The sequence below is a fragment of the Symmachiella macrocystis genome (genome assembly GCF_007860075.1).
GTDB lineage: Bacteria > Planctomycetota > Planctomycetia > Planctomycetales > Planctomycetaceae > Symmachiella > Symmachiella macrocystis.
Genome location: NZ_SJPP01000001.1, coordinates 363212 through 388622 on the forward strand (window position 1 = coordinate 363212; position 25411 = coordinate 388622).

A 25411-nucleotide genomic window follows, 5' to 3' on the forward strand; every position below is an offset into this window, starting at 1 on the left:
AAATGCGCGCTGGCTGTAACGTTTTCCTTTATACGTCCAGTTCATCCACCAAGCTGGCATCTTGCATGATCGCTTCGTAGCGGGGTGCAGGGTCTTTGCCGAGGAGTTGTTGGAAGGTTTTGTCGGCTTCCAAAGGGGCTTCGATGTCGACCCGCAATAGCGTGCGGGTTTTGGGATCGAGCGTGGTTTCTTGCAATTGCTTGGCGGTCATCTCGCCCAGACCTTTGAAGCGGCTGATGACCGGGTTGCGGTTTTCCGGCAGCGCGGCGAGGATCTCTTCCTTGTGCGGATCGTCAGCGGCGTAGAACGTCTGTTTGCCTGATTCGATTCTGTACAACGGAGGTTGTGCGATGAAGAGGTGTTCGCTGCGGATCAAATCTCGCATGTGGCGGAAGAAGAACGCCAATAGCAGCGTGCTGATGTGGTGACCGTCGCTGTCGGCGTCCATTAACAAAATCACGCGGTTGTAGCGGAGTTTGTGCAGGTCGAATTTGTCGCCGATCCCAGTGCCAAGCGTTTCGACGAGATCGTTGATGGCTTGGCTGTTCATGGCCTTGGCTGAGGAAATCGATTCGGTATTGAGTACCTTGCCCCTCAGCGGCAGGACGGCTTGCGTTTTGCTGTTTCGGCCCATAGCTGCGCTGCCGCCGGCCGAATCGCCTTCGACGATGAACAATTCGGATTCGCTCGGTTTGTTGGTGCGACAATCAAAAAGTTTGCCGGGCAGATTGGCGCGTTTGTTCGCGGGCGATTTACGACGGACATCGGAAGCGGCGTCGCGACTGGCCATCCGCGCGCGAGCGGACAGGACCATGCGGGCGACGACTTCTTCGGCGACGGTGGGATTGCTGTTGAGCCAGCTTTCCAGTGCCGGGCGAACGAGTCCCTCGGCCTGGGCGGTCATTTCAGGGTTATTGAGTTTTTCCTTCGTTTGCCCCTGAAACATGGGATCGGGATGGAAGACCGACAGGATGCCGACGCAGCCTTCGCGGATGTCGTCGGCGGTCAGTGAAATCCCCTTGGGTTTGATTTTGTGCACGTCCATATAATTGCGAACGGCTTTGACGATGCCGCTACGGAAGCCGCTTTCATGCGTCCCGCCGCCATGGGTGCGGATGCCGTTGACGTAGCTGCGGATCTGCTCATCAGTGCTCTGCGTCCATTTGAGGGCGACCTCAATGCGGCATTTTTTGTCGTCTTTTTCTGCTTGAAACTTCGCCTCGTGAATCGATTTCTTTTCGCCATCGACAATCAATTTGTCGACATAGGCCCCGATGCCGTCGGGATGAGAGAATTCGTGTTTTTCGCCCTTGGTCTCGTCATGAAAAACGATCTTCAATCCGGCGTGTAGATAGGAGATGTCCTCCAGATGTTGAAAGATCTCTGTGGAATTGAAGTGCACACGCTTAAAGATGTCGACATCTGGGCGGAAATAAATCGTCGTTCCGTGACCGCGAAATCGCTTGGTTTTTTTGACCGGAGTTGTCGGTTTGCCTCGCTTATAGCGTTGCACCCATTCGTGTCCGTCGCGATGAATCGTGGCGACCATTTCGCTGGCCAGAGCATTAACGACCGAGGAACCAACGCCATGCAGACCGCCGCTCCGCGCGTAGTTTTTGTCGGAAAACTTTCCGCCAGAGTGTAGCGTGGTGAGGATCAATTCCAGCGCGGGTTTTTTGGTTTTGGGATGTTTATCTACCGGAATCCCGCGGCCATTGTCCTGAATGGTGAGCGACTCACCATCTTTGTGCAGCGTGACGGTACAACGATCTGCTTCGCCGGCGAGGTATTCGTCGACCGCATTGTCAACGATTTCCCACAGCAGGTGATGCAAGCCGCGATTGTCGACGCCGCCAATGTACATCGAGGGACGGCGGCGGACCGCTTCGAGTCCTTCTAGGACCTCAATGTTCTTGGCTGTGTATTTCGATTTCGGTGTCGCGGTCGCCATAGTTTATTATGAAGAGAGTCTAAAGTAGGTCATGCTTTGCATGAATTGCGAGTTATTGGATGCAAACCTTGAGTAGTGAACTTCGTCAGACGGCTGCCTGAGCTACCAATGTGATTATTCAGTTTCTTCCATGGCTGTCCAATCGACGAGTTCGATATGAGGACGGATGATTTCGACGAAATCGGTGCGGTGGCTGGTTTTGACCCCTTTGCCCCCGCGGGAGGTGACGTTGTATTTCATTTGGCCAAACGTTAACAGCTTGTCATGTTCATTTTTTACCCGCAAGCAATCTCGGGCTGCGATCAGCTGCACGCCGCCGAGTACTTCGTCGTCGTCTTGGAGTTTGATGCCGCGAACCCCTTTGCCCGGGCCGCCGAGGATCGGAACTTCATCGATCGGGAAATGCAGAATGCGGGCGGACTTCGTTGCCAGAAACATTGTTTCCGCCTCAGTAGCCAACTCGACGAAGACGACTTTGTCCCCTTTGCTGAGTCGGCAAAACTTGCGACCGGCTTTCGTTGAAATTGCGCGAAATGTGCTGAGCGAAATCCGCATCACTTGGCCCCGCGCCGTGGCAACAAGCAGATACGGCGTGGGTGTGGCTTGGCCGCGTTTCTTTTTGTCTTCGGGAACAAATCGCACATCGGTGGACATGGCGGCAACGATTTTGGCGCCGTCCCCTAAGCGAAAGTGCTTGCCCAGCGGATCGCCGTAACCGGCCGAAGCGGGGATGCCATCAATCCGCATCGTATAGGCGACCCCTTCGGTCGAAAAGAAAATCATCTGATCCAACGTACTGCCGGGAACCACGTTTAGCACCGCGTCCCCTTCACGCACGCGCGTGCTTTCGACTTTCGCCATGCGACCGACCCGTTTGATCCAGCCATCTTGCGTAACGACGACGTTGGCGTTTTCGCGGACGATGTAGGCTTCGGGATCAAACTCGGCGATTTCGTCGGTCGATCCGATACTGGTCCGCCGCTTATCGGGGTACTTGTCAGCCAGTTCCTTCAATTCGTTTTTGACGACGCCCCATAGTCGTTTGTCGGATTTAAGAATCCGCTCGATACGACTCGCCTCGGCGCGTTTTTCGGCGAGTTCTTCGAGGATATTGTCAATCTCCAGCGTGGAGATTTTGTACAACTGCATGACGAGAATTGCGTCGGTTTGGATTTCATCCAACGGAAATACCCGCATCAATTTCTGGGCGGCATCCTGTTTACCTTGACTTTTGCGGATGATCTTCAGGGCTTTGTCGAGGCCTTTGAAGACGATTTCAAAACCTTCGAGGATGTGAATTCGTTTGCGGAGTTGCTCAAGCACATATTCGAAACGGCGACGGACGGTGGTGAAACGAAAGTCGAGAAAGTGCTGCAACATTTCAACAAGATTCAACCGCGCCGGCACCGTGAGGCCATGCCCGTCGGGGATGAGCGAGGTAGAATTGAAATTGAAATTTTGTTCCAGCGACGTGTGTTTGTAGAGATAGGCCATCACCGCTTCGGGATCGGCGCCCGGTTTAAGTTCCAGGACAATCCGCAATCCGTTGTCGTCGCTAGTTTCATCATTCACATCCAGCAACTGCGGCAGTTTGCGATTTTGCACCACCGAGCCGATCTCATTGACGAGGTTGCCCGACTCCACGCTGTACGGCATGGAATAAATCACCAACTGGTTGGAAAGGGTTTTGCGTCCTTGGCGGTCCGGCTTCCATTCCCCACGGACCTTGAGTGATCCTCGGCCTTCTTCATACACTTTGCGCATCGAACGACGATCGGTGATCAACCGGCCTCCCAGCGGAAAATCGGGGCCTTTGATGTATCTCAGTAGTTGGGCAACGGTGACGTTTGAGTGGTCGATCATGTAAATACAGGCGGACACGACCTCACCCAGGTTGTGCGGTGGGATATTGGTCATCATGCCCACGGCAATCCCGTGCGCGCCATTGACGAGCAGATTGGGATATCGCGCGGGGAGCACGACCGGTTCCTCAGTGACCGCGTCATAGGTCGGCCGCATGTCGACCGTTTGGTACCGCAATTCGCTCATCAACTCAGCAGCAATCGTGGTCAATCGCGCCTCGGTGTACCGCGAGGCGGCGGCGGGAAGTCCCATCATCGAGCCAAAGTTGCCCTGACCGTCAATGAGCGGCTTGCGTAAGGAAAAGTCCTGGGCCATACGGCAGAGCGCTTCGTAGACGGCCACATCGCCGTGGGGATGGAAGTTTCCCGTGGTATCGCCGCAGATTTTGGAACACTTACGGTGCTTGGCATCGAAGGTCAGCCGCAATCCGTCGAACATGACATATAAGATGCGTCGCTGGACCGGTTTGAGGCCGTCACGGATGTCAGGCAGAGCGCGGGCGGTGATGACCGACATGGCGTAGTTGAGGTAGCGCCGACGGGTTTCCTGGCTGATGGAAACGTACTCAATTCGATCTGCACCGTTACTGCCGTTGGTGCCGTTGGAATTGCCGCCTTTGCTTTTCGCGGCGACGGCCTTTTTGCTCTGCTTGCGTTTCGGGTTACGTTTCGGGGCCAATGTCTTCTCCGTATGCCACAGTGTTGCCACTGCCAGTTGTCGTGTTGTCTGTCAAAGTTAGCGAAGGCAACCGCATCTGTGCTGCCGGACACTGCGGCGATATGACGGAGGCCTCCCTGCGCTGTGTTTGCACCACTGCCGGAATGCAGGGCCGATGCCGCGGCGCCAATTGTGGCAACTCCAGCGATTGATGCAACCGTAATAATCGTTACTTTTCCACGAACGTGACTGTATCGATTTTAGCGACTTTTTCACTCCACGCGATTGCTCGGATTGTAGTCCTCATGACGGTATTTCCACAAGCGACGGCAGTCGTAAGGCCTTACCAGCATGAGAATTCGGAAAAATGCTCGGAATACGAACTGAGCGGAAGGAATGACTAATTGCGGTAGTCATTATGAGCCGAATTTCTGTACTGATTGGCTCCATTCCGCCGCAAGGCGATGCGCCGATTGATGAGATTTTTTTTCAGCCGGATCACGAATGGATTCGTGCGGTTGAGCACCGACCCAAGATACAAAACGGCAGATTTGAAACGGCCTCGCCGGAGGTGAGGTTGCCGAGAACTCATTCCGGAACCGCGCACCCGGCGCGAATCCAAAAATGGCAGACTGATCCCAAGGAGGGAAACCGATGACCCGACGGATAATGTGCGCGGCCCTGGCAGGGGTCGCCTTGACACTGATCGTTTCGCAAGCCGCGCAGGCTGGTGATATTTTCTACTCGGACAAGGGCTACTACGGCGGGCCGGGCACGACCGCGCCTGTGATGAATGCCGGTCTGTATCCGATGCCGGTCCAAACCGTCCCAGCGCGGATGGGTGGCACCTACATCACCAACCCTGCGTTCTATCCCCACGAATACTTGTATGCTCACGAGCATCACTACCTGGCGCCCCCGTTTTACTACAAGCACAAGACCGGTCCTTTCGGCCTGCCGGGCAAGCATCTCCGAAATCGCTGCAACGACGAATGTGGTGAAGATGTCTGTCCGCGGTGCGGTATGGGTGGTTGCAAAGGCAACTGCAAATTGAAGGGCACAGAAATCATTGTGAAATATAAGCGGAAACGTTCGATCTTCAAAACGTTGTTCCTGCCACCACGCTGATTCCCACGATTCTCGGCCCAAAAGGCCGTTGGGCGGAATCGCGTGTGATGCGGACCGCCTCATTCCCAATAATCCCCCGTCTCGTGACCTAGGATTTGACCTATGCAAATCAGATTTTTTCAAGTGCTTGCCACAGGCGGGATGGCCTGCCTGATGGTTTCAGCACTTAGCCTGAATAATGGGCAAGCGCAGGAGCCGGTCCCCGAACCGACCGGCGGCCCTGTGACCACCACCAGCCCCGAAACGACCTCATCGACAGTTGTCGATGAGGGGTATGTCGGCGCCGAATGCAATGGCTACGGCTACGGTGGCGGTTATGGCCACCGCAGGCGATACCTCCCCGACTACCGTCGGCGCTACTGCCGACCCGAGCCATTCAGCCGAAATGATTGTCGCGATCAATACATCAATTCCCAACAAGGGTACGGTGTACCGGTCACGGTGCCGCTGGCGCCGGTTGTCTGCAAGCAATACAATTACGGCTGGGGCTTGCCCTCGTCACGATTGACGCATGTTCCGTTCGGTTGGCAAATGACTCGCCCTCCGATGGTGCAGGGACAAAACTCTCCCGCCATGGTCTACTGGCCGACCGACACCATGCAACAAGGTGCCTACTACATGCGGACACCGTGGTAACCCACGAGTCTGTCTCTTAGAGGTTCCATTGGACTTTCAGACGGGACGCAATCGCTGCTTAGGGCGATTGTGTCCCGTTTTTTGCGCGCTGGGCGTCACATTGCTTCGACAAATCTTCGTAGCGAGCCTTCAGTTCCGCCCCCCCCAATTCGGGGTAGAGCTGCGCAGCGATTCCCGTCAATTTGTGGCAGAGGTCGTAATCCTCGAGCGTGAAAGCGGTCAACGCGCGATAGTAGCGCGCATTTAACCATCGGGGTGTCCCCGACTTATTTGCCACTTCGAGACGCGCCCACAACTGTGTTGCTTGATTCAAACAACGTTGCGTTCCGCAATGAATCAGAGCCTCCCCCAGATTTCTTTGTAACTCGCGATCTTTGGGAAACGTTTCCCGCAACGCTTCGTAGAGCTCAATCGCTTCATCAATCCGCCCCAGGGCTTCGTAGGCTTGTGCTCGGCATTGGTCTAAGCGTTTTGCCTGAGCGGGGGTGAGTTGCGCGCGTCGCGCGTCGAGTTTTTCGACAGCTTGTAGCTGCAGCGCGCCGACATCGCGGCCCGTTTCGTTACCGGCGCCTTCCACCAGTTTGGACAAGCCGCCCAGGATGCCCAACATTTCCACCGGACTGGTTTCCGATAGTTGATTGAGCAATTTACCTGCATCGGCCAGCCGGTTTTGTCCGGCGAGAGAAACCACGCGGAGCTGCATTGCCGCGGCCAATGTCTTGCGTAATTGCGGTGAATAGTTTGTCGATTCACCAGTGGCGCGGCCGTCAAACACCCGCGCCAACACGGCATCCGCAGCGGCAAAATTGGGGGGCGTCGCATGCAAATAAATCTTGGCCAAGTAGGTCGCAATCTCACACTGCGATTCTGTGAGCGGGGAACCGGGATTGGGAGGCTGCGGAAGGAATTCCTGCAATTCGGTGGTGGCAATCTCTAGCCAACTGTCCATCGGACGCCCCAGCGATTGCAGTCGGCTGAGGATTTTTTCATAGCAACGGGCAATGGCAACGAGCGCGGCGGGGCCGCGAGCATGGTCGGCCGGAATTAATTGATACAGTCTAAGCGCAACGGTTGTTTGTAACCGCTGCTCCTCCAATTCTGCCAGCATCCACGTGGCGGCGGCGGATGTTTTATGGTCGGCGAATTGTTCGCGATGTTGCTCCAACGCCTGCGTATATTCTTTCCGCTTGCTTTGAGTACGTCTTGTATTATAGACCTGTCCCAAGGCGAATGCGCGCAACAATGACGCATCGGCGGCGCGGGCGTTTTGTGGAAATTTTTCAAACAGCTCGCCAAACGCGCGTGCGGCGACATCGTATTGTTTGGTGCGGAGCTGCAACGAGGCGCGGGTGAATGCCAAATCGAACGCTAAGTCGCGCTGTCCCGTTCTAAATGCCGTCGAGGCGGCTTGGCCGTACCGTTCGATCGCGTCGAGTACCTTCCCGTGTGTATACAGGGCGCGGGCTTCGCGAATCGCTAGCGCGACTTCCTCACCGTATTGGCTGGATTCTTGATTGAACTCCCACAAGGCCCAGGCGCGCGCTCCCCAATACCCGCCAGTTTGCTTTTGCGCCTTTTCCGCTTGTTGATGAATCAATTCCAACAAGCCGGTCGCTGCAGCCGAATTGCCCTCAGCGACTTGTTGTTGCCATTGCGTGGACAAGATGAGCACGTTGAGAAACTCCAACTCTGCGGGAAGTTCCCGGCCGGCGATTGTGAAATCGTCAATCAGTTTGGCCGCTTCATCCGTCCGTTTCATGCCCAATAACGCGCGAATCCGCTCGCCGGTGGCACGATCGCCGATCACCGAATTCGCGCCGGCTTTGGAAAACTGGTTGAGCAAATCCAATGACTGTTGATAGTGACGCTGCAATCGCAAGCAGCGCGCGTACAGCAACTGAACCTCAGCTGCGCGGATTTTTCCTGGACCACTGCTGCTTTTGGGCAACTCTTTTAACCGTTTCGCCGCATCGATCAGGGCAACCGCGCGGTCGGGTGAATCACTGGGCAATACCATGGCCAAATCAAACAGCGCTGTCGCCTCCGACTGTTTGACCTGCGCCACCAAACCGGCAAGTTCCGACTCGGTGTAGGGCGATGCGGAACTGGTCGCTTGGCCCAATCCTTTCAATATCTCGACCGCGGAGCGTTGCACGGCGCGAAATTGTTCAATCGCCTGGACAAGGATTTTCGCCGCTTGGTCGCGGAGAACGTGGTCGTACGGCGCGATTTGGGACTGGTAACGTAAGGATTGGCCGCGGAGGGCGTCCAACTGGGCCAATTGAAACTCCAGCGACAATTGCTGCTGCGGAGTTTGCTGAATCAACGTGTTGAGAATTTCACGTGCCTCGGTCCATAATTTTGCCTGTTGCTGTGCGTCGCCGGCGTGCATCGCATGGTCGGCCAGAGTCCGCGACAATTCGATGGTGAATTCCAGGCGTTCTTCGGGTAGCAAATCGTCTCGAAGCAGTTGGTCCCGGCCGTACAATTCGGCAACTTCGTAAAGCTGACGGCTGCGCAGTCCATCAAAATAGCGAGCTGTGAGCGACGCCTCGTCTCCACAAGCGCCCAGCGGAGCCAACAGAACCAGGGCCGACAACAATAAAGCTAGGGTGAGCGGAGAGGGCGGAAAATTGAGTTGTCGTGTCGGTCGATTCATCGTACTCACAGTTGATTGCCGGGAAGGCGGCCTTATCTCGAAACGAATTGGCCGCAGTTTCTAATAACAATTAGACCTGCGCCGCCGTTTTAGGGCAATGTCCGTTTGCCTGTGACCGCTTGCGAGTTTTGAGATACCGGTGCTGTTCAAAGTGCATCTTGCGAGAATTCGAGACAAGCGGTACAAATTGCGGACTTGCAAGTCACGTGACGGCTTTGATTTACAGATTAGACAGTACAAAGTGCACAGGTTGCGGACATCGTCGGTTCGTAACCTTCCAATTTTAATGTGGCGACTCGCGGGAATCCCCCTTCTCTGCCCGCAAGTCACGCCGCTCCTGACCCCGCCTAAGAGTACGGATGCTCGATAGATTTCGCAGATGGGCCTGCCCAGACCTGGCCATTGATCTCGGCACGGTCAATACATTGGTGGCAGTGCCCGGTGAAGGGATCGTCGTCAACGAACCGTCCGTTGTTGCCCTGCAAAAGGGAACACGCCGCGTTCTGGGGCAAGGTACGGCTGTTGGGAAACTCGCGCGACAGATGTTGGGGCGGACCCCCGATTCGATCGTGGCCGCCCGCCCGTTGCAAGATGGTGTGATCACCGATTTTGAACTGTGCGAAGCGATGATGCGGTATTTCATGCGCAAGGCGAGTCGACAACGCCGTGGGTTGCGTCCCCGCGTGGTGATTGCGGTTCCCGCGGGAATTACCCCGGTCGAACGCCGCGCGGTTTTTAACAGCGCCGAACGCGCCGGTGCGGGGCGCGTGTATGTGATTCCAGAACCGACGGCCGCTTGTATCGGCGCGGGACTGCCCATTGCCGAACCGATGGCCAGCATGATTTGTGACATCGGCGGCGGAACGACCGAAGTTGCCGTGATGAGCCTGTCCGACATCGTAGCAGGAACGTCGCTCAAAGTGGCCGGCGATGAAATGGATGCGGCGATTGTCGACTATATGAAACGAAATTTTTCCCTCAAAATTGGGATGCAGACCGCTGAGAAACTCAAAATTGGTCTGGGAAATGCTTATCCGCTCGAACAAGAATTGACGCACGACGTGCGTGGGTTGGACACGATTAGCGGCGTCCCCCGTAAGGCGATGGTGACCAGTGAAGAGATCCGGCAGGCCTTGCTCGATCCGTTGGAGAAAATCATTGCCGGCGTGAAAAACGTGATTGAACAATGCGATCCGGAATTGGTTTCGGATCTGGTGGATAATGGATTGGTTCTCACCGGCGGCGGCGCGTTGCTGCGGGGTATTGATTCGTTGATGAACGAACAATTGGGAATCCCCGTACGGGTGATAGACGACCCGCTGACGACCGTTGCCCGCGGGACGGCAATTTGCGTCGAGCACCTGGCAAAATGGCGTGAAAGCCTGGACGCCGGTGACGAGTAATCCGGAAGCAAAGGGAGCGGTCTCTAGGCGTGCGACAAAAACGTTCACAAATCGCGATTTGGCCAGCCGGTCTGCTCTGCCTGGTCGGGTTGGTGCTGGCAGCATCACCGGCGTCGACCGCAGCAGCGCTGCGCGTTCCGTTTCGTGATCTGCTCAGACCGGGACAACGCATTCTAGTGGACGTGCAACAGCGTGTGCGCGATTGGCGATCCGCTCCACAATTCCAAGCCGAGGAATACGCCGAGTTGGAACAGGTGCGGCACGATCTCGCCAGCGCTGAATTGCGCGAAAGAAAATTGCTGGCTGAGAATGCAACGCTCCAACAGGAACGCGACACATTGCAGGCGGAAATGCGAATTCCCATCGCCAAGCAAGGCAGTCTGCCGTTGGTCGTCCCCAATTTGTTAAGTGCGAATGTGTTGAGCAAAAAAACGGCCGACCACCTGCGTCAAGCGGTAGCCATCGATGTCGGAAATCGCGATGCCGTGGATCCGTTGGCGTACGTTTTAGATGGCGAACAACCGTTGTTGGACCAGGGTGCGACGACGGGGATCGAGCCTGGACAGGATGTCTACAGTGCGCGGAATGTGATTGGCCGAGTGGACACGGTGGGGCGTTGGACCAGTTCCATTCGTTTGATCACCGATCCAGAATATCAAGCATTAGCGCGGCTGGCGCGCAAATCAGATCGCGGCATGCTTTGGGGAGCTGCGGGGCGTTTGGAAGGTGACGGAGCGGCGCATTGTCGGCTGCGGTCCATCGAGGCAACGCAGTTGGTCAGCGTGGGCGATTTGGTTTTTTCCGTGCAGGGAGACGGTGCCCTGCCCCATCCCATGTTTTACGGACGAGTGATTGAAGCGGAACTGCGACCCGGTGCGGTGGAATGGGACATCCGCATCGAACCGGCGGGTAATCTTGACGCGCTGCGCAGCGTGCATGTTTTGCGTCAAAGTCTCAACCCGCTGCGAATGATGGCACAATAAATTAAGGAAAAAAGGGATTCGCGTGCAGGTACTGTTTTGGGTGATCGGGACATATGTCCTACTGGTTTTGCAAACGACGCTCAGCCCGTCGATCGCTCTTGGACCGTTCACACCAAACCTACTCATCGCGCTGTGCGTGCCCTGTTTTTATCGACGTCGATCGCAATGGGCGGTCTGCGGCGCGGCGGTTTGGGGACTGGCGGTCGATGCGATGGGGACGGGACCTATGGGAATCAACATGATTGGTTTTACGCTGGTGGCCGTGCTGCTCCAACAGACCGAGCCACGGAAAACGATTTCACCCATGCGAATTCTTCTCACGGCCGCAGCGGCGGTAGTAATGCTCTGCGGGATCGAGATCGCCGCCAATTGGCCGTTGCGGAGGTTGGTCGAGCATGCTCAACAGTTGGGTGTTTTGTGGGCCGGCAATGCACTCTATACCTTCGCCATTGCGACAGCCTCGATTTTGGCGCACAACATCCTGCTCCGCGGCACGCGACACCTCACTGGGCATGAGGCTCAGGACCGGCAGTGGAGTCGGCCGGCGATTCCCTGGTAATCATGTGGAAATCCAAAACACCAACTATGCGGAATCGTGTCACAAGTTTCGATACGACGAGGTCCACAGCGACCTCCGCCTGGACGCCTGACGAAAATCCCCGGGGGAGATTGTGGGGTCTGTTCGCCGGGGTCTTGGTGTTGTTGTCAATTGTGATCGTCCGCGTGGCCTATTTGCAGGTTCACTTGGCCGATGGATATCAACAAGATTTCGCCACGATCAGCGAAACCGTCGAATCGATGCCCAGTCGGGATGCGCGGATTGTCAGCGCGGATGGACTGGTTTTGGCCCAAGATGTGGGCTATTTCCAAGTGGCGGCATATTATCGCTGGCTGGAATCTCCTCCCGACCCAAAATGGTTGCGGATGAAGGCCCGCGAACGGCTCACGCGTGGACAGCGTCGCGACGCGCAACTTGTGGAAGCCGCCGAGTTGGAAGTCCTTGCACAGCAAAAACGCATGTGGAAGGAATTGGCTGCGCTGAGTGGAATGGATGAAAAGGAGCTCACCCAGCGCAGAGGCGACATCCAGCGACGTGTGGAACGGATCGTTGAGTTGGTTGAAAAACGGCGCGAGGAACGATTTGAGGAGGAACAGTCGTCGGAGACTGCTTCGTCGTCGGATCAATCTGGTCAATCCGCTTGGCAACGTGGCTGGAACGCCTTTGTGAAGGCATTGACTACTGCTCCGGATCGTGGACGGCTCGATCCGATTGTTGTGCGGGAACAACAGGACTACCACACGATCCTGTTTGAAATCGATCTCAAACGTGGAATGCATATCGAAGCGCATCCGGAACGGTTTCCCGGACTGAAGCTGGTCGAATCGACGCGGCGACGTTATCCGCACGGGGAATTGGCGGCACACGTCATCGGCTATCGCCAACCAATCAGCGGCGAGGCATTGGCGGAGCGGCAAGCGCGCTTCGGCTCGGCGGATCCGTTGGACTATCGGGCGGGAGACCGAATCGGCAAGACGGGAATCGAGCGGGCTTATGAACGGCAATTGCACGGTTTGCGGGGACAGCGGCGGAGGTTTCTAAGCCACCGCGGGGAAATCATTCGCACCGAAATTGAACGCAAACCGATGGTACGCCCCGACGTCAACTTGACGTTGGACACGCGGTTGCAACGTCATGCGGAACAACTGTTGGACGCGGCACTGAATCGTCGCCCTGCAGTAACTGAGGAAGCGGAAAAGGATGAGTTGCCGATTCCAGCCGGCGGCGCGATCGTGGCGTTGGACGTGCATTCTGGAGCCATCCTGGCAGCGGCCTCGGCGCCAAGGTTTGATTTGGACCTGTTGGCCCAAGGCGATCAAGAGGTGTTTGAAGCCGCACGAAAGGATCAGCGCAGTCCCTTTTTACCACGGGTGACCCGCATGACGCTGCCCCCCGGATCGGTTTTTAAAACATTGACTGCCGCGGCGGTGCTAGAAAGTGGTGCGATCGGTGTGCATCAGGATTTCTTTTGCCAAGGGTATCTGGATGATCCGGAGCATCATCGTTGCTATATCTTCCGGCATTACGGTGTGGGGCATGGTCACATCGATTTACAGGCGGCGCTGGAGCAATCGTGCAACGTTTATTTCTATTCCGCTGCGCGGCGGAGCGGACCGCAGCCGATTGTGGACTGGGCCGCCCGGTTGGGCTTCGGGCAACCAACGGGGATTGATTTGCCGGGCGAACGGGGCGGCAATGTCCCCACGTTGAAGTCAGGCAGCGGACGTAATGGACGTTGGCAAATCGCCGACACCTTGGGACTGGCCATCGGTCAATCGTCGTTGACGGTCACACCGCTACAGATTGCCCGCTTGATGGCGGTCGTGGCCAACGGTGGATATCTGGTCACACCACATCTGGTCAGCCATGTTGGGGCGATACATGCGGCGGGCAATGAGTCTGAAACCGAGTACGATTGGGCAGTCAGAAATCCGCACCGCGTGGCGGGGCTGTCGGGTGAAACGTTGGAGCAAATTCACGCCGGTCTGGTGCGTGTCGTCGAGGAATCGCATGGAACGGGATATAAAACCGTCCGCCTGCCGGGTGTAGCGATTGCCGGAAAAACGGGGACGGCTGAAGTCGGAGCCAATCGCGCGGACCACGCGTGGTTTGCCGGATACGCACCAGCTGAGCAACCACAAGTTGCGTTTGTGGTTGTATTGCAACACGCTGGATCAGGCGGCCATGCTGCGGGACCATTGGCGCGCGAATTCGTGCGCAAACTGGTGGAATTAGATTTCGTCGAAGGCAAACTCGAATTGGCCTCAGGCGAATAACACTCCCTCCCCTTAGGCGCAGTTCACGCAATGCCCTTTGAGTAGTACTTCGCTAATGTCGGCAATGCCGGCCCATTCTTTTTTCTTGGTGGGCGTGATTTTCACATCGCCCAAACAGGTGACTGACCCGCAAGAGACGCAGACGAAGTGCGGATGTTCGCCATCGTGCCCGGCTCCCTCGCCGCGGACCTCAAATCGCCAAACGTGATCGCCCAATTCGGACCGCGACACAATGCCCGCATCGGTGAGGTCGATCAGGTTGCGATAGACGGTCGCTTTATCAAAGCCTTGCGGAACAAGTTCTGTGGCAATTTCCGCGTGCGTCAACGGTGCAGAGGCGGCTTGCATATGTTGCAATACGGCAATCCGCGCGGAAGTGCTCCGCAACCCGGTTCCACGAATCCGGGCACGTATAGCAGCGACTTCATCGGCATGCGAATCAGCCATGGTAGGCGGGGTTCCTGAACGAATAATTAATAATTGGAAAACGGGCAGCAGAGGACATTGGCCCTTACGGTATCAGATTGCGGCGCTGATTCCGAGCGAGAATTCTTTGCGGCGAGAGGTAAACCGTCCCTTACATTGCTCCCTTCGTTACCAGGCTTCGCTTTACCTGAGAAGATCCTTGACTTGGCGTGCTGGGTTCGAATACGCAAGGGCGTTGGCAGCGATAATCATGCAGCTACCATAGCACGTGTACCTGTGCACCACTAACGTAATCTCGTCATGCACGGCACGACCTACGGAACTTCGAGGGGAAGTTTTGGACTTCCTATGGCAAATAGAACCCGAAACTCGATTGGATGCGATTCGCCTCACCCCGGCTTCCATCAGCGTCTTCTCGGGTTCCAAATAGATATTCGACGCCCACAAAAAATCGCTCCGTCGGATTCCAAATTACATTTGCAGCCAGATACGTCGTCTCTCGTAAGGAATCGGCCGACTGGAAGTCGGAGGGGTACAAGCGACTTTGGCTGTAAATGAAGTTCGACATTAGATCCTCAGTCCAGTTGTGCTTGTAGCCCACCAGCCAACCGAACGTGGGCAACAAAAAGGCGGACGTGGGACCGGTCGGGGCAACATCGGGCAGGCCGCGATAACTTCCGATGCCGTCGCCGAACAAGATTTGATAATAGGCGGCGTCGCTTTCGGTCGGTTGGATGTAACCGGTGAAGTTGAATCCCCAGGCGGTTTCCGAACTCACGCGTTCGCCGACCGGTTGAAAGCCAATTTGGCGAACAACACCGGCTGCCTGCAGTTGCACATCATCGGTCGTGTACCGCAAATGAGTAACCAGATCCGGAGACTCGGTCCGCTGTTCCCCTTGTACCATTTCCGGCAGTTCAAAGATAACTTGCGGATTTTCCAGAGCTGTGGCCCATGTGAGCTCTTCGATAAAAATCGATTCCGTCCAGCGAATCTGCGCCTGTCTGCGCGAGACTCCCGAGACCGGACCTTCGAAATCGAGTGTCTGTGGCAATGACCGCATGTCGGTAAACGTCGTCCAGGTTTGGCCGACAATGATCCTGCCCATCTCGCCGTAGGCATGGCGGAGGCGGAAGCGATTTCCTTCGCTGAAGAAGTCCCCTTCGATGTACGCCCGTGCCGTCCCATATTCGGTCGGCCACCGCGTATCAAAACTCAGCCGCGACGTGTTGGCCTGAAAATGCGTGTTCTGTCGTGGGGGGGCTCCGATGGGAATCGTGGACGGATTAAAGGTGTCTTGCGAGTCGATCGGATCAAAGTCGTGAATCAAGTCGACTTTGACAAAACCGCCAATCTTCATCGCGGCCCCCTCGCCTTCGATGATGATTCCTTCGTCAAAATCCGGTGAGCGATAAAACCGCGCTCCGCGACTATCAAAGGGGACTTCCCCCTCGAATTCCTGGTTGGTGAAGCGCGGATCAAGATTCTGACCGTCGACAACTTGAAGCGAATCCATGAACGAAGACCCCTGTTGCCAGGAACGCCGAACAAAACTCGTTTGCAGCGTGGATTCTTCCTCCGGGAGAGTCGCTTCCCCAATTTGAACAACGCCCGCCTCTCCGGCAGCCTCAACCGATTGGGACGTTCCCAATTCCTCGAGTCGTCGCCTGAGACCGCGCAGTTCCGATTCTGCCGTATCGATTCGTTCTGAGAGAGCCGAGACCGAATCACGCTCGGAATTTTGAGATCGGTCATCACCAAGCGCAAATGCGCATTGCCCCAACAACACTCCGGCAAGCAGCATTGTTCGCAGAATGAAAGTCGTTGCGCGGCTGATGTACGGCATTGCGCAGTAATTTATTGAAAGTATTGAGATGCAGCGAGGCAAATCGCGCTGAAGTGGAGAGGACGTCACTTCCAATCTCGACACTTAACGATGTTTGACTTTAACGGTTATAGCGGTTAGGCGGACGATGATCTCATGTGCCGCCGGGTGCTGACATTTGCAGTCATGACAACCCGTGGGGAGTTTCGTCATGAAACAGAATGGCCGAAGCGGTATCACCGAGTGCGATACCGGCGGTAATACTCCCACCCCGGTAAAAAGAAGCAGGCCGCTGAGACCACGCCGAAAATTGAGATGCTGTAGGTCGGGAACTGTGCCATCACTGCTGCCGTGGCGAACAGTGCGGCGGACTGCACATAGAAGCGGCCGGAGAGGATCCCCGCTTTGACGGCGAAGACCATGCCGGTGATCAGGCCCAACACCGGTGAGAGTTCCAGCACCGTGAGCCCCATCAAATATTCGACCAGATACAACAGCGTGCTAGCGACCATGCTCGAACCCCAGACGTGGGCAACTTGGCGTTCGACAAAGGTGATCGGTCCGGAGCGGCGGCGGAGATTCCAGAAGACGGCAGCCCATGTTCCCAGTCCGAAGACCCAGGCCGCCAAATAGGGCAGCCGCGATTCGATGCCGCTCAGTTGCATCCAATTGGTGAGCAAACAGAGCACCAGCAGCACCAGGCTATGCCACATCCACAGCACGCCCCAGTTTTCCAGCACCGAAGCATGGTGCGTCTCGCGAAACAATCGGCCCACGATTTGTGTGATGTGCGAGGAGCGGGCGGAGATCGGTTCGTGACGTAGGTACGCCTGTAGGTCGTCGGCCAATTCGTCAGCCATTGAATAACGCAGGTCAATCGGCTTTTGCAGACATTTGAGCGCAATCAATTCCAAGTCGGGATCGACTGCCGGATTCAAGACGCGGGGCGGCAATGGGTCTTGTTCGAGGACCAGCAATAACGTATCGACGGGCGTTGCTGCCTGAAACGGTGGGCGACCGGTGAGCATGTGATACAGCACCGCTCCCAGGCTATAGACGTCGCCAGCCGGGCCGATGTCCCCGCGATTCCCGGCAGCCTGTTCGGGGGCCATGTAACTCGGACTGCCGACGATCGCGCCGCTGTGGGTGAGGCTTTGAGCCATCGTCCGCGGGTCATCAGTAGCGCGCATCTGTTTGGCCAAGCCGAAGTCGGTGACGTGTGGCCGGCCATCGGTATCGATGAGGATGTTCGCCGGTTTTAAATCGCGATGTAGCACTCCGCCGGCGTGAGCGGCAGCGATGGCGCGACAGACGGGGAGTAACAATTCCGCTGCCGCTTTTGAGGAAAGCGGCCCGGCAACAAGTCGTTGCGACAGGGTTTCGCCCGGGATGTACTTCATGCTGAAGTAGGGCCGACCCTCGTGTTCGCCGACTTCTAAGAGCGGAACGATGTGCGGATGATCGAGCCGCGCCGCCGCTTCGGCTTCGCCGCGAAACCGCGCCAGGTCGATGGCGGAAGCCATGTCGCCGCGGAGAATCATCTTCAAAGCGACTGTTCGGCCTAAACTGTTTTGCCGGGCCTTATAAACGACCCCCATTCCGCCGCGCCCCAATTCGGACAACAATTCGTAATCACCGATCGTCTTGCCGATTTGTGACGGGAGAGGCGATGGATTGTCGCCGTTCTCGGGACTGTCGACCGTCAGCGACAGGTCCGCTTCGAGCAAGGCCGCTGCGACGGAGCCCAGGTCGTCGGCGATCATGGCGGTCGTCCAGAGCTCGCGCAACTCATCGGCTAGATCGGGATATTCAGCGGCAACCTGTTCGATGTCGACCTGCCCGCCATCGCGGGTGCGCAGCAATAGCTCATCGATCAGTTGCGCCAAACGGGCTTCGCGGTCGTCGGACATGTTTTAGGGAGTGGCCAGTGGTGAGTGGCCGGTGGCCAGAGAATGGGGGGGGCCGGACGATCATTACGTCTCAACCCTACTCCCTCACGCCTCACCGCTCAAGCCTCATACCTCCGAAGGAGGTGGAGGCGCGCTCTGTTTGCGGGTCAATTGCCATTTGAGTGCGGGTGGGGTGATCATGGTGGTGACCATCACCATCACCACCACGGCGGAGTATGTACCGTCGTCAATGATCGCTTCGCCGGTGCCGGGGGCTTTGAGTCCGCGGCCGATAGAGGCGAAGATCAGACCGACTTCGCCGCGGGGGATCATTCCCAAACCAACAGCGGGACGATTCAGCCCTTTTTCAAGTACGCCGAATGAACAGACCTGTTTGCCGATGATCGCCACAATCGTGATGCCGGCCGCCAAGGTTAGAACATCGGTATTGGCAAAGCTCCGCAAATCGACCTGGATGCCCATTTGCACGAAGAAAATGGGGACGAGCAAAGCGGTCAGCGGTTCCAAGGCTTCTTCGAGTTCGAAGTGTTCCTTCTGACCGAGTTCCTTGTAATGCGCCCGTTCGAGGATCAACCCAGCCGCAAAGGCGCCGACAATCGGAGCCAGACCGACCACGTTCGCCAGCCACGAGAATCCGAAACAGATCACCAGTGCTGTCGCTACAAGTAGCCCGTGCCCGCGGAGAACACTGGCCAGTTTGAAGAGCGGGCGGGTGATCAGTACGGTCCCCAACAGCACAGCTCCCCCCAAAAACGCCATCGTCAGGCCGATGGTTTTGGTGAGCGCCATTGGATCGACGCTGCCATGTTCGATGATTCCGGTCACAACTGCCAAAATCACCAAACCTAGCACGTCGTCAATCACGGCAGCGCCGAGAATGATCTGGCCTTCTTTATCTTGATGCTTTCCTAAGTCCTTGAGCACGCGGGCGGTAATGCCCACGCTGGTGGCGCACAATGTGGCGCCGATGAATAAGTGTGCGTTGCTACCGGCGGCGGGGATGATCATTCTGGAGACGATGTAACCCAAGGCGAAGGGGACGATCACCCCCAGCACGGCGACAAACAAAGACGATTTGCCGACCGAAAGCATCTGCTTCACGCTGGTTTCGAGGCCGACTTCGAACAGCAACAGAATCACGCCGACGCGGGCCAGCATGTCGAGCGTCGCGCCCGGTTCCATCCGCTCTGCGACAAACTCGCCGATTTTTTCCTGCGGCCCGAACACCAAATTCCCCATCAGGAGTTCGGCGTTGGGTGGTTTGAGGAATTCTAGTACGTCGGAGCCGGTGAGTAGCAAGAAATTTCCCATCAGCACGCCGACCAGCAGTTCGCCCAAGACGGCCGGCATTTTGGCCCGCTCGGCGAGATCGCCGCCCACTTTGGCCAAAAACAGGATGATGCAAATTCCGGCCAATAGCGGCGCAACTGGATCGGAGTGTCCCCCGCTATGCCCTTCTTCGTGACCTTCTTCATGGCCTTCCACAGCGCCTTCTGCATGGGCTGCGTCGCCTTCGGCCTGTTCCCCGGCAGCTGGGGGATGGTCCGTAGTGGTCGCCTGCGCCCAGACGGAATTAAGTCGACCGCCGGAAATCATCAAAGCGGCGAACAGCAACAGGGCCATCCATCGCCAAGTCCAGGCGCCACGACGGTTGCGCGGATGTTTGGCCAGTTTCAGTGGTTCGATTGTCTGCGATAGCTTCCCGGACACGAAGCGTTCACTCCTAGTAATGTCTGCGGACGTCAAAGCAGCCAACCGCGTCCCCCGCGGTCTTTCGCCGATTCCTGTTGGTCCATGCTTAGCAAATCCAGCGGCCGAAGAAAAGCAACTTGGCAGCGGAAATGGCTGTGTGCGGCGAGTTTGGCAGTGTATACGCTGCGGGGGTGGCAATCGTGGCCGGGACGGAGAATTGCAGCCGAGGGTGGCATGGGTGATGGAAATTTCGTGACTTGGTGGTGCGGAGGGGGTAGGATGTCGCCTTCTGCGCGCCCTGCGGACTTTTTCATGCGACGATAACAATTGAAAAAACACTGGATTGATTATTGCGATCGCTGGAAACCTGGACCGATGACATTTTGGGTCCTCGTTGAGACGAATGCGGCTTCAGGTCGAAGGGTTTCGACCTTTGAACCACCCCTCCCAGCACCGGTGCCTGGCGAAGGATATCCTCGATTTTTCATAGAGTTTGACGGATGTACCTTTGAGTTCGCATCGCTCGACGAACTTCGAACCTGCATTCGAACGCTATCACTAAAACTACTTCCCACGACGATAAGATTGTCCCAAGAACGCGGGACCAGCCAGGGCCCCAATTCCCATTGGCTGAGCCGGTTGCCGCCTAAAACGAAACCTTGGCGATACCGGAAACGAGCGGTTGCGTACATGGAACGATGTTTAATTCAGTTCCAAGATGAAATGCGCGACAAACATTAGCAATCGATGGCGTATCATCGGGCAGGCCCCTCAGATGTGAGAATCGGTGGACACGAATATACACTAGCAGCCAGCGTGAACCAGCATTGTCGCGTAATCCTGAAAACAAACTGATTGACATTCGTCAAGCAACAAGTATAATTCAAAATACACATGAGCCGACCGCGACATCCCAGTCAGCACATCGAAGAAGCCGTCCAGTACGCGGAACGAAACGGTTGGATGATTGTGATGTCGCACGGGCATGCATGGGGGAGAATGTTTTGCCCGCACAATGAACGAGGCGGCTGCATCGAAAATATTTACTCAACACCGCGCAATGCACAGAACCATGCGCGACGACTGATGTGAGCCATAGATCGTTGCCCGCACTAAAGGGGGATTTTTGAAAACCTACGAATTCACCTTGTTCATTGATGGCATGACCGAGTCCACGGACGAATTTGCCAACGCGATGTTTGAGGCGGGCTGCGATGATGGGACGTGCGGCTCAAGTTGCGGTCGTGTCTTCATCGCCTTCGATCGAGAAGCGGATTCGTTTCTTGAAGCTGTGCTGTCGGCCATCTCTGACGTGCATCGGGGGGGATACCAAGTGTGGCGGATTGATGAGGCTGACCAAGTCACACAATCGGACATCGCCCGCCGTCTATCCGTTTCCCGCCAAATGGTGCACCAATATGTCTCGGGCCAACGCGGCCCGGGGGATTTCCCGCCTCCTATGAGCGATACAAAATCGGGCCAGAAGCTATGGAGTTGGGGAGAAGTCGCGGAATGGCTCCACGTTAACAACTTCCTGGACGAGGAAATTGTGGAGCAATCGTCAATCATCAACGTCATCAATTCCTTTCTGTCAATTCGACGAGAAGAAGGCTTAAAACCACAATTGGTGAAAACAATCCGCAAAGCAGTGCTCTCCTAACGTGATATTGCTGGTTAGGACTCACCAGTAAATCCAGCGGAATAGGATCTCAATCCAAGTCAACCACCCCAAGTTGTCCCGCCCACTGCCCACTGCCCACTGCCCACTGCCCACTGCCCACTGCCCACTGCCCACTGCCCACTGCCCACTGCCCACTGCCCACTGCCCACTGCCCACTGCCTACTGCCTACTGCCTACTGCCTACCAGGCCCCCCGAAAAAAGGCCGCATTGCTTGAAAATGGGGTCTGCGAGTAAGATGCGGGGCATTGAATGGTGCGGCCGTTGCCGGTCTCTTCATTCTGTTGTGCCCTCCACCGCCGAAACGGGTGCGGTGCTCTTCCTTATTCATGCTTCGTAGATCGCCGATCCATGCCGAGACTTGCCTCGCGATGCCATTTGCTTTTTCTCGCCGTTACTGCTTTCCTGCCCGCTGCATTGCCGGCCGACGAACCGGTTTCGTTGACTGTTCCTGAAGGATTTACCGCCACGCTGTTTGCCGATGATGATTTGGCGCACGACGTGTTCTCGATGACGTTCGATTCGCAGGGACGGTTGGTCGTTTCGGGGCGCGGGTATGTCAAACGGTTGATCGATCGTGACGGAGATGGCCGAGCGGATGAGGCTCAGCAATTTGTCGACGGTCCCGAGAGCGGCGCGCAGGGGATGTATTTTCATGGCGATGATTTGTTGTGCGTCGATGCCAAAGGCTTGTTGCGTTATCGCGACCAAGATGCTGACGGAGTCGCCGACGGACCGCCGGATCGGTTTTTGAAGACGGAAGTCGGTGGCGAGCACGGTCCGCATGCGATCCGCAAAGGCCCCGATGGTTGGTGGTATCTGATTGCCGGCAATATGAGCGGGGTGAACGACGAATATGTGACGTTGCCCCGTTCGCCGGTGAAACATCCGCGGGCGGGAGTGGTGATGCGGCTCAAACCGGATCTGACCGGGGGCGAGGTCTTCGCCGATGGTTTTCGCAACGCGTATGACTTTGACTTCAACGAAGCGGGAGATCTCTTCACCTTCGACAGCGACGGTGAACGCGAGGTTTCGCTTCCTTGGTATCGGCCGACGCGGGTGTTTCACGTTGTACCGGGAGGCGATGCGGGTTGGGTCAGCCGGAATTGGAAATTTCCCGATTATTTTCTGGACATGCCACCCGTGGTGGGAGCATTCGGCCGGGGTTCGCCCTCGGGAGTCGTCTGTTATCGCCACACGCAGTTTCCGGAACAGTATCGCGGCGCGATGTTCGTCGAGGATTGGACCTTCGGCCGGGTGATCGCGCTGCCGTTGGCGGCAGAAGGCTCGACGTATTCCAGTGCGCCGCAGGAGTTCATTTCGGGCAAAGGAGAATTTGGTTTCGCGCCGACCGATATCGAGGTGGGCCCGGACGGCAGTTTGTACGTCAGCGTGGGCGGACGGGGAACGCGCGGCGGGCTTTATCGGATTCAATATGACGGCGACGAACCGAAACCAGAGACAGCGGCGGCGGAAACCGATGCTCAGCCTGAAGCGGAGACTGTTGCGGAGAAGCCTGAAAAGCCAAACGCCGAAGCCCCTACGGATCAAAAGGAACTGTTGGCCTGCCTGGATGCGCCGCAGCCCTTGAGCAGTTGGTCGCGCAAGGCGTGGATGCCGGTGGCGGAGAAACTGGGGGTCGGACCGTTTGAGAAAGCGGTGCTCGACACGCAGTTGTCTGACTCGCAGCGGATTCGCGCGGTGCAGATTTTGACGGAAGTTTATACGGGAATTTCGGGGGAATTGGCGAGCGAGGTCTCGTCGACTGCGTCGCCAGCGGTCCGCGCTGCCGTGGCTTGGTCGTTGGGACGCAAGCCGGATGCGGAATTGGATGCGGAGGTGCTGCAGGTTTACTTGATCGATCCCGACGCCACCGTGCGGCGGTTTGCGGTCGAGTCGTTTGCCAGCGGAGCCGGTGCTGCGAATGCCGGGGACCTGTTGCCGGCGATGTCGTTATCGCTGGTGGACCGGGATCGGTTTGTACGGCATGCGGCAATGCGGGCTGTGGGTGAGTTGGACGATGCCACGTTTCGCGCGCTGGGGAAAGCGGTCCCGCAATTGGGATGGTCGGGCATTATTTCCAACACGGCTGGCTTTTTGTTTCGCCGTGATCCGGCGCAAACTCGGATTAGTCTGTATGCGGTCCGGGCGGCGCAACTGGCGCTCAAAGGCGACCACCCGGCAGAATTAAAAATCCGCGCGACACGGCTTATGCAACTTGGTTTGGGTGGATTGGCGCAACGCCGTGGTGTGCCGGCAGCGATGTCGGGTTATACCGCCGCTGAGGACATCGAGCCGCTAGAACGGCAACTCGACGACGCCCGCACGGTGTTGGCCGAACTTTTTCCTACGGGGGATAAAGTATTGGACCACGAGTTGGGCCGGTTGATTGCCGTATTGACCTCCTACAATCCCGACGTGCTCAACAAGGTGCTCGCGCAGATTACGGATGAGTCGAGCCCGACGGATGATATTCATCATTTGCTCATCGCCGGCCGTATTCCGGTCGCGCGAAATTCTACACAGCGGGCCGCCATTGCCAAGGCGCTGGTGGAGATTGAGCCGAAGATGACCGCGCGCGATTGGAAAGAAGACACGAACTGGACCGATCGTATACGCGAGATGTATCTGCAATTGGTGGAACTCGATACGGAATTGCCGGCCGAGTTGATCGAGCAAGACAAATTTGGGCATCCGGGGCATATGGTGTTCATGAACGGTTTGAGTAAAAAAGAAATACCGCGGGCGGTCGAGCGGTTGCTACAGGCTGTCAACGCGGATGAGGATTATGCCTGGAACAACGACGTGGTCTTCGCCATCGCGAATGTGATGAACGATGAAACGCGGAGTTATCTGCGGGAGTTGTACGAACAGATGCCGCTCAGTGAAGCGGTGACGATGGCCTTGTCCCAAGATCCACAGGCCGAAGATCGTTCGAAGTTTCTGATCGGATTGGAGTCGCCGCAATTTGAGGTGATCAGTTCTTCGCTGGCAGCACTGGAGCAATTGCCGGCGGAATTATCGGCCGATGAAGTGGTGCCTTTAGTGCGTGTGCTGCGACGCTTGCAGGGCACGAAGCAAGATTATCGCCTGCGAGAACGAGCGATCCGTTTGTTGCGGCGTGATACGAAGCAGGACTTTGGTTTTGCATTTGGTGATAGCGGTGCGATCCCTCAGCAGGGGGTGATCGATCAATGGACGCAATGGGCGGCCAATACATTTCCTGATCGCGCCACCGAATTGACCGGCGGCAACGAAGAAGATGCGGCGCAGCTTCGTGAGCGCCTCGCTGCGGTGGATTGGGAGGCGGGGGATGCCGCTCGAGGTGCTGAGATCTTTAAGGCACGTTCGTGCAGCCAATGCCACAGCGGAGCTAAATCGGTTGGTCCCGACTTGGCAGGCGTGGCGCGGCGTTTTTCCCGCGACGATTTGTTTGTGGCGATCACACAACCCAATCGTGACGTATCGTCCCGCTATCAGACGACTGTGGTGGAGACCAAATCCGGCAAACTCTTCACCGGATTGGTTGTCTACCATTCCGTGGATGGCGTCACACTGCGTAACGGTCTGAATCAGACGTATCGGATCGAAGCGACGGATATCGAGTCGCAACGTCTGGTGAATACATCGCTGATGCCGGCGGGGTTGCTCAAGGATTTGCAGCCAGGGGAATTGGCGGATTTGTACCGGTATTTACAGAGCCTGGGACAACCGCGGGTTGAAGCGACAGCGGCCGGTGGGGAGCAGAAATAGAGCGGGAAGAC

At 56.7% G+C, this 25411-nt stretch carries 15 protein-coding genes; 8 read left to right on the plus strand and 7 right to left on the minus strand.

Features of this window, described 5'->3' with window-relative positions; genetic code table 11:
* Nucleotides 1-28: 28 nt before the first annotated feature.
* Both CA54_RS01440 and CA54_RS01445 read right to left on the minus strand, forming a co-directional pair.
* Nucleotides 29-1951 (minus strand): DNA gyrase/topoisomerase IV subunit B, encoded by a 1923-nt coding sequence (locus CA54_RS01440; protein ID WP_146369097.1) that lies wholly within the window; start codon nt 1949-1951, stop codon nt 29-31.
* Nucleotides 1952-2065: 114 nt separating this feature from the next.
* On the minus strand, nt 2066-4492 hold the full coding sequence (locus tag CA54_RS01445; protein WP_146369098.1) for a DNA gyrase/topoisomerase IV subunit A: 2427 nt from the start codon (nt 4490-4492) through the stop codon (nt 2066-2068).
* 633 nt (nt 4493-5125) lie between these two features.
* Between CA54_RS01445 and CA54_RS01450 the strand changes: the two genes are divergently transcribed.
* Nucleotides 5126-5599 (plus strand): hypothetical protein, encoded by a 474-nt coding sequence (locus CA54_RS01450; RefSeq protein ID WP_146369099.1) that lies wholly within the window; start codon nt 5126-5128, stop codon nt 5597-5599.
* A gap of 102 nt (nt 5600-5701) precedes the next feature.
* The gene (locus CA54_RS01455) at nt 5702-6235 is read left to right on the plus strand and encodes a hypothetical protein (RefSeq protein WP_146369100.1); all 534 of its coding nucleotides are present in this window, start codon (nt 5702-5704) and stop codon (nt 6233-6235) included.
* 58 nt (nt 6236-6293) lie between these two features.
* Here the strand turns inward: CA54_RS01455 and CA54_RS01460 are convergent, their stop codons facing one another.
* Nucleotides 6294-8894, minus strand: coding sequence for a tetratricopeptide repeat protein (locus CA54_RS01460; RefSeq protein WP_146369101.1), 2601 nt, complete (start codon nt 8892-8894; stop codon nt 6294-6296).
* 359 nt (nt 8895-9253) lie between these two features.
* Between CA54_RS01460 and mreB the strand changes: the two genes are divergently transcribed.
* The 4 genes from mreB to CA54_RS01480 are packed head-to-tail and all read left to right on the plus strand — an operon-like array spanning nt 9254 to nt 14115.
* The gene (mreB, locus tag CA54_RS01465; RefSeq protein WP_146369102.1) at nt 9254-10297 is read left to right on the plus strand and encodes a rod shape-determining protein; all 1044 of its coding nucleotides are present in this window, start codon (nt 9254-9256) and stop codon (nt 10295-10297) included.
* A gap of 29 nt (nt 10298-10326) precedes the next feature.
* Nucleotides 10327-11280 (plus strand): rod shape-determining protein MreC, encoded by a 954-nt coding sequence (gene mreC / locus CA54_RS01470; RefSeq protein WP_146369103.1) that lies wholly within the window; start codon nt 10327-10329, stop codon nt 11278-11280.
* Nucleotides 11281-11302: 22 nt separating this feature from the next.
* Nucleotides 11303-11839: a rod shape-determining protein MreD gene (gene mreD, locus CA54_RS01475; RefSeq protein ID WP_197532118.1), complete on the plus strand. Its 537-nt coding sequence runs from the start codon at nt 11303-11305 to the stop codon at nt 11837-11839.
* 2 nt (nt 11840-11841) lie between these two features.
* Nucleotides 11842-14115, plus strand: coding sequence for a penicillin-binding transpeptidase domain-containing protein (locus tag CA54_RS01480; protein WP_146369105.1), 2274 nt, complete (start codon nt 11842-11844; stop codon nt 14113-14115).
* A 12-nt stretch (nt 14116-14127) separates the two neighbouring features.
* Here CA54_RS01480 and CA54_RS01485 read toward each other — a convergent pair whose 3' ends face one another.
* The 4 genes from CA54_RS01485 to CA54_RS01500 all read right to left on the minus strand — a co-directional run bounded on the left by CA54_RS01485 (nt 14128) and on the right by CA54_RS01500 (nt 19986).
* Entirely contained in the window at nt 14128-14562 is a 435-nt protein-coding gene (locus CA54_RS01485) for a Fur family transcriptional regulator (RefSeq protein WP_146369106.1), read from the minus strand.
* Nucleotides 14563-14887: 325 nt separating this feature from the next.
* Complete coding sequence (locus CA54_RS01490) at nt 14888-16057, minus strand: DcaP family trimeric outer membrane transporter (RefSeq protein ID WP_197532119.1); 1170 nt, start codon at nt 16055-16057, stop codon at nt 14888-14890.
* Nucleotides 16058-16602: 545 nt separating this feature from the next.
* Nucleotides 16603-18276: a serine/threonine-protein kinase gene (locus CA54_RS01495; protein WP_146369108.1), complete on the minus strand. Its 1674-nt coding sequence runs from the start codon at nt 18274-18276 to the stop codon at nt 16603-16605.
* A 105-nt stretch (nt 18277-18381) separates the two neighbouring features.
* A complete protein-coding gene (locus tag CA54_RS01500) occupies nt 18382-19986 on the minus strand; it encodes a cation:proton antiporter (protein ID WP_146369109.1) in 1605 nt (534 codons plus the stop codon).
* Nucleotides 19987-21094: 1108 nt separating this feature from the next.
* Between CA54_RS01500 and CA54_RS01510 the strand changes: the two genes are divergently transcribed.
* Together CA54_RS01510 and CA54_RS01515 are read left to right on the plus strand one after the other, a co-directional pair.
* On the plus strand, nt 21095-21628 hold the full coding sequence (locus CA54_RS01510) for a helix-turn-helix domain-containing protein (protein WP_146369111.1): 534 nt from the start codon (nt 21095-21097) through the stop codon (nt 21626-21628).
* A 370-nt stretch (nt 21629-21998) separates the two neighbouring features.
* Nucleotides 21999-25400, plus strand: a complete 3402-nt coding sequence (locus tag CA54_RS01515; RefSeq protein ID WP_197532120.1) for a PVC-type heme-binding CxxCH protein — start codon at nt 21999-22001, stop codon at nt 25398-25400.
* Nucleotides 25401-25411 lie beyond the last annotated feature (11 nt).

What these genes read in the sequence shown, in the direction of transcription:
- CA54_RS01440 (WP_146369097.1), bottom strand. Translation starts at nt 1,951, where the DNA reads ATGGCGACCGCGACACCGAAATCGAAATACACAGCCAAGAACATTGAG.
- CA54_RS01450 (WP_146369099.1), top strand. Translation starts at nt 5,126, where the DNA reads ATGACCCGACGGATAATGTGCGCGGCCCTGGCAGGGGTCGCCTTGACA.
- CA54_RS01455 (WP_146369100.1), top strand. Translation starts at nt 5,702, where the DNA reads ATGCAAATCAGATTTTTTCAAGTGCTTGCCACAGGCGGGATGGCCTGC.
- CA54_RS01460 (WP_146369101.1), bottom strand. Translation starts at nt 8,894, where the DNA reads ATGAATCGACCGACACGACAACTCAATTTTCCGCCCTCTCCGCTCACC.
- mreB (WP_146369102.1), top strand. Translation starts at nt 9,254, where the DNA reads ATGCTCGATAGATTTCGCAGATGGGCCTGCCCAGACCTGGCCATTGAT.
- CA54_RS01480 (WP_146369105.1), top strand. Translation starts at nt 11,842, where the DNA reads ATGTGGAAATCCAAAACACCAACTATGCGGAATCGTGTCACAAGTTTC.
- CA54_RS01485 (WP_146369106.1), bottom strand. Translation starts at nt 14,562, where the DNA reads ATGGCTGATTCGCATGCCGATGAAGTCGCTGCTATACGTGCCCGGATT.
- CA54_RS01490 (WP_197532119.1), bottom strand. Translation starts at nt 16,057, where the DNA reads ATGGATTCGCTTCAAGTTGTCGACGGTCAGAATCTTGATCCGCGCTTC.
- CA54_RS01495 (WP_146369108.1), bottom strand. Translation starts at nt 18,276, where the DNA reads ATGTCCGACGACCGCGAAGCCCGTTTGGCGCAACTGATCGATGAGCTA.
- CA54_RS01515 (WP_197532120.1), top strand. Translation starts at nt 21,999, where the DNA reads ATGCCGAGACTTGCCTCGCGATGCCATTTGCTTTTTCTCGCCGTTACT.